The 9,347-nt window shown below is 64.2% G+C and carries 9 protein-coding genes; 5 read left to right on the top strand and 4 right to left on the bottom strand.

Annotation, left to right across the window (positions count from 1 at the left end; all coding sequences use genetic code 11):
• Positions 1 to 55: 55 nt before the first annotated feature.
• Positions 56 to 1,480 (bottom strand): aminotransferase-like domain-containing protein, encoded by a 1,425-nt coding sequence (locus NP534_RS23495; protein WP_274100277.1) that lies wholly within the window; start codon positions 1,478 to 1,480, stop codon positions 56 to 58.
• 326 nt (positions 1,481 to 1,806) lie between these two features.
• On the opposite strand from NP534_RS23495, the gene NP534_RS23490 reads away from it, so the two are divergent.
• Positions 1,807 to 3,216 (top strand): amino acid permease, encoded by a 1,410-nt coding sequence (locus tag NP534_RS23490; RefSeq protein ID WP_274100276.1) that lies wholly within the window; start codon positions 1,807 to 1,809, stop codon positions 3,214 to 3,216.
• A 3-nt stretch (positions 3,217 to 3,219) separates the two neighbouring features.
• Here the strand turns inward: NP534_RS23490 and NP534_RS23485 are convergent, their stop codons facing one another.
• Entirely contained in the window at positions 3,220 to 3,411 is a 192-nt protein-coding gene (locus tag NP534_RS23485) for a hypothetical protein (RefSeq protein WP_033699973.1), read from the bottom strand.
• Between the two features lie 107 nt (positions 3,412 to 3,518).
• Between NP534_RS23485 and tam the strand changes: the two genes are divergently transcribed.
• Entirely contained in the window at positions 3,519 to 4,295 is a 777-nt protein-coding gene (gene tam / locus NP534_RS23480) for a trans-aconitate 2-methyltransferase (RefSeq protein WP_274100275.1), read from the top strand.
• Here the strand turns inward: tam and NP534_RS23475 are convergent.
• Positions 4,285 to 4,656: a DUF2784 domain-containing protein gene (locus NP534_RS23475; protein ID WP_274100274.1), complete on the bottom strand. Its 372-nt coding sequence runs from the start codon at positions 4,654 to 4,656 to the stop codon at positions 4,285 to 4,287. The two genes, tam and NP534_RS23475, sit on opposite strands and share 11 nt — an antisense overlap.
• A gap of 63 nt (positions 4,657 to 4,719) precedes the next feature.
• Positions 4,720 to 5,589 carry a LysR substrate-binding domain-containing protein gene (locus NP534_RS23470; protein WP_274100273.1) on the bottom strand — a complete coding sequence of 290 codons (870 nt, stop codon included), beginning with the start codon at positions 5,587 to 5,589 and terminating at the stop codon, positions 4,720 to 4,722.
• Between the two features lie 245 nt (positions 5,590 to 5,834).
• On the opposite strand from NP534_RS23470, the gene NP534_RS23465 reads away from it, so the two are divergent.
• The 3 genes from NP534_RS23465 to NP534_RS23455 all read left to right on the top strand — a co-directional run.
• Positions 5,835 to 7,151 (top strand): MFS transporter, encoded by a 1,317-nt coding sequence (locus NP534_RS23465; protein ID WP_274100272.1) that lies wholly within the window; start codon positions 5,835 to 5,837, stop codon positions 7,149 to 7,151.
• Between the two features lie 14 nt (positions 7,152 to 7,165).
• Entirely contained in the window at positions 7,166 to 8,557 is a 1,392-nt protein-coding gene (locus NP534_RS23460; protein WP_186661336.1) for an FAD-dependent oxidoreductase, read from the top strand.
• A 95-nt stretch (positions 8,558 to 8,652) separates the two neighbouring features.
• The coding region (locus tag NP534_RS23455) for a YebC/PmpR family DNA-binding transcriptional regulator (RefSeq protein WP_274100271.1) at positions 8,653 to 9,347 on the top strand (695 nt) is incomplete at its 3' end.

Genomic DNA, 9,347 nt, shown 5'->3' with positions numbered 1-9,347 from the left:
GCGCGGCGCACGATCTCACAGGCGCTGCAAATGCCATGGCAAGCCCTAAACCCCACTAAACCCCACCCCGCCGCACATGCTTCACCAGCACCTTCTCCAACAACTCCCACATCGCAGGGTCGGTACTGAACGCCACATTGAACCGCATCCACCCCGTCGCCTTGGCATCCACCATGAATAGCTGCCCAGGCCCAAGCATGATCCCTTGCTCCAGCGCATCGTCCAGCAACGCCGCGCTATCTGGAATCGCCGGATGCCGGGTCCAGATGTACATCCCTTCGTCCGACTCGGTGAACAACTCGAAACCCAGCCGATGCAAGTGCCGGCCCACTTCCTGGTGCGCCTCGGCCAAACGCTGGCGCAGGCGCTTGAGGTGCTTGCGCCAGCGTCCGTCGATGATCGCGGCATACACCACGCGCTCCATCACCTGCGAGGTGGTGAGGCCCGAGCGCATTTTCAGGTGTACCAGTTTCTGCATCAGCTCCGGGTTGGCCATCATGTAGCCAACCCGCACGTTGGGCGAAATGCTCTTCGAGTAACTGCCCACGTACACCACCTGCTGCAGGTGGTCGAGGCTGGCCAGGCATGGCTGCGGCTCGGAGACCATGTCGGCGTACAGGTTGTTCTCCACCAGGCGGAAGCCATGCTGGCTGGCCAGTTGCAGCAAACGGTGCAGCTGCGGCAGCGGGGTGCGTGAGCAGGTCGGGCTGTGCAGGTGCGGCTGGGTGAAGAAGGCCGTCGGGCGGTGGTGCGCCAGCAGTTGCTCCAGCTGGTTGAGGTCGTAGCCGTTGGGCGTGCGCGGTACGCCGACCAGCGTCGCGCCCTGGGTGCGCAGGATGCTCATCAGGTTGGGGTAGCCGGGGTCGTCCACCAGCACCACGTCACCTGGGCGTACCAGGGTGCGCGCGGCCAGGTCCAGGGCCTGGCTGGCGCCGTGGGTGAGCATCAGTTGCGCCGGGTTGGCGACAATCGACAGCTCTTGCTGCAGGTTCTGCGCGGTCAGCGCACGCAGTTCTGCCAGGCCCATGGGGTCGCCATAGCCAGACAGTTCCAGCGGGCTCCCGGCGACCTGGCGCAACCCGCGGCGCAGGCCGTCTTCGTACATCCAGTCATTGGGCAACCAGCCGCAGCCGGGCTTGAACGGCAGTTGGCGGATCTCGAAGATCTGCTGCAGGTACCATTCAGAGTTGAACGTTGGTCGACTGGTGTCGGCCTCGGCATTGTGTTTTTCCAGCAACTCGCCGGCCGCGCGATTGATGAAGAACCCCGCGTTGCCCCGGCTTACCAGCAGGCCCTGGGCGACCAGACGATCATAAGCCTCGACCACGGTAAAGGTACTCACCGAGTAGGTCGCGGCAAAGGCGCGGATAGACGGGACCTTGGCCCCAGGCTTGAGCGTCTGGTTGTCGATCAGCTCGCGCAGTCCATCGATGATCTGGTTGACCAGCGGGGTTGGGGAGTCTGGATGTAATTCGAACATTCGGGGGCCTTCAGGGTGCTTGGCGCCAGGCGCCTGCAAGGTGTATTGCATGGGCGGCCTGTACAGTGCAGTGCGAGATTCATGCCACTGTGCATGGCTCTCTGCGTCGGACATTTTTACATTAGGTGTCGGATATCGCCACATAAAGCATGTTCAGTTCGCTCGAAGGGCAAACCTTCGGGCGCGTCAGCAGGCCGCCATGGATGGCCTGCGTGTGTTTGTTCACACCATCCTGCCCGCATTAGCACTGATGTACAGGTGAGGCCGCTAGCCATCGGGGCCTCACAGTTTTCCTTGGATAAAAAGAAGCACGGGGTACACAACTGATGGACGCAACATCCACAACCACCACCGCGAAAGGCGGGCACGAGAGCAAGCTCAGTGCCTCCCTCAAGTCGCGCCACCTGACGATGATGTCGATCGCCGGGGTTATCGGCGGCGCCTTGTTCGTCGGTTCCGGCAGCGTGATCCACAGCGCCGGCCCGGCCGCTGTCCTGGCCTACCTGGCAGGCGGCATCCTGGTGGTGCTGATCATGCGCATGCTCGGCGAAATGGCGACGTCCTCGCCTGACACCGGCTCGTTCTCCACCTACGCCGACCGCGCCATTGGCCGCTGGGCCGGTTTCACCATCGGCTGGCTGTATTGGTGGTACTGGGTAATCCTCATGGCGTGGGAAGCCTACGTGGCGGGCAAGATCCTGCACGGCTTCTTCCCTGATGTCAGTGTCAACGTGTTCGTGCTGGCCACGACCCTGCTGCTGATCACCGTCAACTTCTTCAACGTCAAGCACTACGGTGAGTTCGAGTTCTGGTTCGCCTTGATCAAGGTGATCGCCATCGTCTGCTTCCTGGTGGTGTGCACCGCCGCCGTGATGAACGTCTGGCAGTTTGGTGAAGTGCGCGGCATCAGCCAGCTGACCGCAGAAGGCTTCATGCCCAACGGCATCACCACGGTGATTGGTGCCTTGCTCGGGGTGATGTTCGCCTTCCTCGGTGCCGAGATCGTGACCATTGCGGCATCCGAAGCCAAGGACCCGGCCGCACAGATCGTCAAGGCCACCAACTCGGTGGTATGGCGTGTGTGCCTGTTCTACGTCGGCTCGATCTTCCTGATCGTCTGCCTGGTACCGTGGAACGACCCGCATCTGGGCGTCTCGGGCTATGGCGCCTACCGCCGTACCCTGGAGCTGCTGGGCGTGCCGTATGCCGAGTTGCTGATGAACTTCGTGGTCCTGACCTCGGTCAGCAGCTGCCTGATCTCCGGTCACTACACCGCCTCGCGCATGCTGTTCTCGCTGTCCCAGCGTGGCGACGCGCCGTCGTTCTTCAAGATCACCCGCGCCGGCACCGGTGTACCGGTATACGCGATCATGGGTTCGTGCGCCGTGGCGGTAGTGTGTGCGCTGATCAACTTCAGCGAGACCCTGCGCCCGAAAGACGTGCTGGACACCCTGATGAACACCACCGGCATGATCGCGCTGCTGGTGTACCTGGTGATCGCCTTCTCGCAACTGCGCATGCGCCGCAAGCTGATTGCCGAAGGCAAGGAAGTACGCCTGAAGATGTGGCTGTTCCCGTGGCTGACCTACCTGGTGATCGCGTTCATCGTGGCCGCCCTGGTGACCATGGCGTTCATGCCTGACTACCAGATCCTGGTGATCTCCACCGGCATCGCTGCGGCGGTCGTGGTGGCCATGGGCGTCGTGCATCAGATGCGCAGCGCCAAGCGCCACTAAGCCTTAGTCGCTGTTCGAAACGGCCGGCTCCCTTGGGGACCCGGCCGTTTTTGCGTTCAGGGCCTGGCTTTTTTCACTCGCATGCCGGTCAGGCATGTGGAAGCGCTGGTTCATCCAGGGTGAACCGAGCAGGGCGGCGGCAGCGATCAGGGTCAGGATGGCCAGGGCCAGGTATGTTTTCATAGGCATGCGCATGTAAGGACTGACTTCAAGCATAGGCGGTCAGTTCCGGCCTGCGAGGAACCCCTAACAGGTAGCACATGGCTTATGCTCAGCACATTGCCCGCCCAAAGGAGCCGCACATGGCCTGGTCCGCCACCCAGTATTCCCTTTTCGAAAATGAGCGCACCCGCGCCGTACGCGACCTGCTGACCGCCGTGCCGCCACACCCGGTGCGTCATGCCACGGACCTGGGTTGCGGCCCGGGCAACTCCACCGAAGTGCTGCTGCAGCGTTACCCCGATGCCCAGGTAATGGCGCTGGACAGCGACCCCGACATGATCGACAAGGCCCGTGAGCGCAAACGGTTGTGTGTGCCCCGGGTACGCTGCGCCATTGCCGACATTGGCAAATGGACCGCGCCGCAAGCACAGGACCTGATTCTGGCCAATGCCTCGCTGCAATGGGTGCCCAACCATGCTTCGCTGTACCCGCACCTGGTCAGCCAGTTGAGCGAGGGCGGCAGCCTGGCGGTGCAGACTCCGGACAACCTCGACGAGCCGGCGCACCGGCAATTGCGCGAGATCGCCAGCCAAGGCCCGTGGGCCGCCAAGTTTGCCGACTTCCAGCTGCCGCCCAGACACAATGCGGCGTTCTATTACGACTTGCTCAGCCCACTGTGCACGCGGGTGGATGTGTGGCGTACCACTTACCATCACCCCTTGGAGGGTGGCGCCGAAGCTGTGGTGGAGTGGTTCAAGGGTTCTGCGTTGCGGCCTTACCTGGCCAGGCTGGACGAGCACGAGCAGGCAGGCTTCCTGCAGATGTACCTGCAGGCGATGCAGCGCGACTACCCGCCGTCCACCGACGGCAAGGTATTGCTGCCGTTCCCGCGGTTGTTCGTGATCGCTACCCGGTAGTGCGGCGCCAGCGCCAGAGCACGTAAGCGTAGATGCCGAGATTGAGCAGCAATACCACGGTGCCCAGCAGCAACTGGGTCTGTGGTGTGAGGCCGGCGGGGTAGATGAGCGGCCAGATGTAATGCTCGACGAAGCCGCCCTGGTAGCCCGCATCGCCAGCGGCGCTGCGCATGCGGTTTTCCCAGCGGGTCAGCGGGCAACCCAGGTGCAGGTATTCCACCGCCAGGCCCCAGGCCAGGGCTGGAAGGTGCACCAGCAGGGCAGGGCGCCAACGCAGCACCAGCAGGCCGCCGAACAGCACCAGCAGGATGAAGGCCAGGTGCAGCAGCACCAGGGTGTCGGCGGTCAGGCGAAAGAGCATTGGCAGTTATCCAGACGGTAGGGTGACGCGAGCTTTGCGTTAGCGGGAAGCTACGGGGCGGATTTACAACCCTTCCTGCACCATTTGCAAGAACGTCGCCACCACCCGCCGTGTACGCTGCTCGCTCAGGCACACCAGCGTCTCGGTCAAGTGCCGCTGGCAATCGACGATCGGCAACGCACACACCCGCGCATCGGCGCCAAACTCCGCCGCCGACACCACCCCCACGCCAATCCCCACCACCACCGCTTCACGTGCCGCTTCCCGGCCCTCTACCTGGATCGCCGGCCGAATCCGCAAGCCGGCCCGCTGCATCTCTTCCTCCAGCGTCTGTCGCGTCACCGACCCAGGCTCGCGCAGCACCAGCGGTGTGTCATCCAGGTCCGCCAGGCTGATCGAGCCACGGCTGGCCCACGGGTGGTGATGGGAAACGAACGCCACCATCGGGTCGCGGCGCAGTGGCAGGCAATGCAGGCGCTCATCGTCGACATCCCGCCCCAGCAGTGCCAGGTCGGCCTGGTAGCTGAACAGCCGGGCCAGCGACTCATCGGTGTTGCCGGTCTCGATCTTCACTTGGATACCCGGGTAGCGCTGGCAGAATCGGGCGATCTGCGGCAGCACGTGCACCGGTGCATCCACCGCCAGCACCAGGCTGCCGGTGTGCAGGGCGCGCGAGTCCTGCAGCAGGTCAAGGGCTTCGGCTTCGCAGGCGAACAGGCGCTGGCTGATGCCCAGCAGGCGCTCGCCCAGGTCGGTCAGTTGCACCGAGCGCTTGTTGCGGTGAAACAGCAGCACGCCAAAGCGCTCTTCGAGCTTGCGCACCTGGTCGGAGACTGCCGGCTGGGTAAGAAACAGCTTTTGCGCCGCACGGGTAAAGCTGCCGTGCACCGCCACCGCGTGGAAGGCCTTGAGTTGAGCGTGTGAGACCGACATGACGACTCCAGTAACAAGCTGAGCTTATGTGTGAAATACGATAAATCGATTTTATTTATCAGTCACCAGCTGTTTCCATAGCCCTCAGCCCAACGCTGGTGCCACAAGCGCCAGCCGGGCCATGGTGCTCTTGCAGCGCCATCTGACCCGATGACGGGCCACCGTCATCGCTGTGCGCAACACAAGAACAAGACAGGCGTTTCTTCACATTCTGCCGGCACACTTGAGCAAGAGGTCAGACTCACATGAACCATTCCCTAGCCACGTTCAAACGCTGGCGTATGCAGATTTTCGCAATTACCTGGCTGGCTTATGCCGCCTTCTACTTCACCCGCAAGGCCTTCTCGGTGGCCAAGCTGGGTATCGCCGAAGACCCAAGCTTCATGCTCGACAAGGCCGCCATGGCCAACCTCGATGCCATCTACCTGGCCGCCTATGCCGTGGGCCAGTTCACCTGGGGCATGCTTGCCGACCGCTTCGGCCCTCGCGTGGTGGTGCTCGGCGGTTTACTGATTTCGGCGGCGGCGGCCGTGGTGATGGGCAGCTACGCGACCTTCCCGATCTTCGCCACCTGCATGCTGATCCAGGGCCTGGCGCAGTCCACCGGCTGGGCCGGCTTGTGCAAGAACATCGGCAGTTTCTTCCCCGCCGCGCAGCGCGGCCGGGTGCTGGGCCTGTGGAGCTCGTGCTATGCCTTCGGCGGCCTGGTGGCCTCGCCGTTTGCTGGCTGGTGGGCCTACACCCTGGTCGGTACCTGGCACGCAGCGTTTTACTCCAGTGCCGCCGTGGTCGCGCTGGTGGCCGTGCTGTTTTTCTTCCTGCAGCGCAACAAACCTGAAGACGTCGGCTTGCCCGCCGTCGAGCCCGAGCCGCAAAGCATGGCGCCGGGCGCCAACCTGTGCAGCGTATGGGCGCCACTGCGCGAGATCATGCGCAACCGCACGGTACTGACCCTGGGCCTGGCCTACTTTCTGCTCAAACCGGCGCGCTACGCCATCTTGCTGTGGGGGCCGGTAATCGTCTTCGAGCAGATGCCATCGGTGGGCAAGGTCGGCGCGGCGATCATCCCGACCGCCTTCGAGCTGGCTGGGCTGTTGGGGCCGATCATGATTGGCCTGGCCTCCGACAAACTGTTCGGCGCGCGGCGCATGCCGGCCTGCGTGATCAGCTTGCTGCTGTTGACGGTGACCCTGGCGGCGTTCATGGCGGCCATGCACAGCGGCAGCATCGTCATGGTGGTGGGCCTGCTGTTTGTCATGGGCCTGACCCTGTACGGGCCGGACTCGATGATCAGCGGTGCGGCTGCCATCGACTTCGGCACGGCCAAGGCCGGTGCCACTGCAGCGGGCTTCGTCAATGGCTGCGGCTCGGTGGGGGCGGTGCTTGGCGGCCTGCTGCCCGGTTACTTCGACAGCGTCACGGTGTTCTTCGTGTTCGCCGGCTGCGCACTGTTCTCGGCCCTGGTGCTGTTGCCGCACTGGAACAGCCGCCCGGCCACCCTGGCCGAAGCCAATGACGTGGCACCCAACACCAGCATGGCGATCAAGCCACTGCGTACCTAAAGGAAAGCGAGCGAATGAGACCCTTCTGGCTGCAACAGGCCCTGGATTCGGAGCAGGATGCGCTATGCCCACCGCTGCAAGGCGACGCGCGTTGTGACGTATGCATCGTTGGCGGGGGCTACACCGGCCTCTGGACTGCACTGATGCTCAAGGAGGCGGCGCCGGCGCTGGACGTGATGCTGATCGAAGCAGACATCTGCGGCGCAGGTGCCAGTGGGCGCAACGGCGGTTGCGCGCTTTCCTGGTCGGCCAAGTACTTCACCCTTGAACGGTTGTTCGGCACGGCCGAGGCGGTGCGCCTGGTGCGCGAGTCGGAGCGCAGCATCGCGGCCATTGGCGCGTTCTGCGCGGCCAACGGCATCGACTGCGACTACCGCCTCGACGGTACCTTGTACACCGCCACCAACCAGGCCCAGGTGGGCGCGACCGATGCGGTGATCGCGGCGCTGGCGCAGCAGGGCATCAACTCATTCGAGCGCCTGCCGCTGGAGGCTGTGCAGCGCCTGGCTGGCTCGGCGCGGCACCTGGAAGGCTGGTTCTCACCGGCGGCCGCCACCGTGCAGCCTGGGCGGCTGGTGCGTGGCCTGCGCCGTGTGGCCTTGCAGCGCGGGGTGCGCATCCATGAAGGCACGGCCATGGCCAGCCTGGAACATGGCGCCCCGGTGCAAGTGCGTACCGCCCATGGGACGGTGCGCGCCGACCGGGTGGTGCTGGGCCTCAATGCCTGGATGGCGCGGGCCTTCCCGCAGTTCGAGCGCAGCGTGGCCATCGTCTCCAGCGACATGGTGATCACCGAGCCGTGCCCCGACCTGCTGCGCGAAATTGGCCTGAACAACGGCGTCAGCGTGCTCGACTCGCGGATCTTCGTGCATTACTACCACAACACCTCCGATGGCCGGCTGATGCTCGGCAAGGGCGGCAATACCTTCGCCTATGGCGGGCGCATGCTGCCGGTGTTCGACCAGCCTTCGCCGTACCGGCCGCTGCTGCGCGAAAGCCTGGGCGCGTTCTTCCCGGCCCTGGCCGAGGTGCCGCTGGCGGCAAGCTGGAACGGGCCGTCGGACCGCTCGGTGACCGGGCTGCCGTTCTTCGGCCGGCTGGACGGGCAGGGCAATGTGTTCTACGGCTTTGGCTATTCCGGCAGCGGCGTCGGGCCGTGCCACATGGGCGGGCAGATCCTCTCGTCGCTGGCGTTGGGGCTGGACAACCCGTGGTCCCGCTCGCCGCTGGTCAACGGCCCGCTGGGGCTTTTCCCGCCCGAGCCGATTCGCTACCTGGGCTCGCTGATGGTGCGCAATGCCATCCGTCGCAAGGAGCGCGCCGAGGACCGCGGGCTACGGCCGCGGCACCTGGATGTGCGCCTGGCGCGTTTCGCGGCGGCGGCCGGCAAGGCCGACAAAGCATGAGATTTCTTGTCGATCACAGGCCCGAGGGCGTATAAACTGCACCCACTTTTTGGCCGGTCGCTTCCTGAACTGGCCGTTGAAACAAGAGAGTCGACATGGGCGCACAGTGGAAAGCCAAACATAGAGAAACAGCGGCCAATGCCAAAGGCAAGGTCATGGGCAAGCTGTCAAAAGAGATTCAGATCGCTGCCAAATCGGGCGCCGATCCCGACATGAACCCGCGCCTGCGCCTGGCCATCGTGCAGGCCAAGAAGGCCTCGATGACCCGCGAGACTCTGGATCGGGCAATCCGCAAAGGTGCTGGCCTGGACGGTGATGCCGTGCAGTACCATGCGGTGAGCTACGAAGGCTTCGCACCGCACCAGGTGCCGCTGATCGTCGAGTGCCTGACCGACAACATCAACCGTACCGTCGCGCAGGTGCGTGTGCTGTTCCGCAAGGGCCAGCTGGGTGCAAGCGGCTCGGTGGCCTGGGACTTCAACCACGTCGGCCTGATCGAAGCCACCCCGAACGGCGATGCCGACCCGGAAATGGCCGCCATCGAAGCCGGTGCCCAGGACTTCGAGGAAGGCGAAGAAGAGGGTTCGACCCTGTTCATCACCGACACCACCGACCTGGACGCTGTGCAGAAGGCCCTGCCGGAGCATGGCTTTACCGTGGCCTCGGCAAAGATCGGCTACACGCCGAAGAACCCGGTGAGTGCTGCCAGCCTGAGCGCTGAGGCATTGGCCGAGGTCGAGGCGTTTCTCGAGGCGATCGACGAGAACGATGACGTGCAGAACGTCTATGT

This window comes from Pseudomonas sp. 39004, from assembly GCF_028682155.1.
GTDB classification, from domain to species: domain Bacteria; phylum Pseudomonadota; class Gammaproteobacteria; order Pseudomonadales; family Pseudomonadaceae; genus Aquipseudomonas; species Aquipseudomonas capeferrum.
This window is presented reverse-complemented; position numbering and strand designations above follow the sequence as displayed.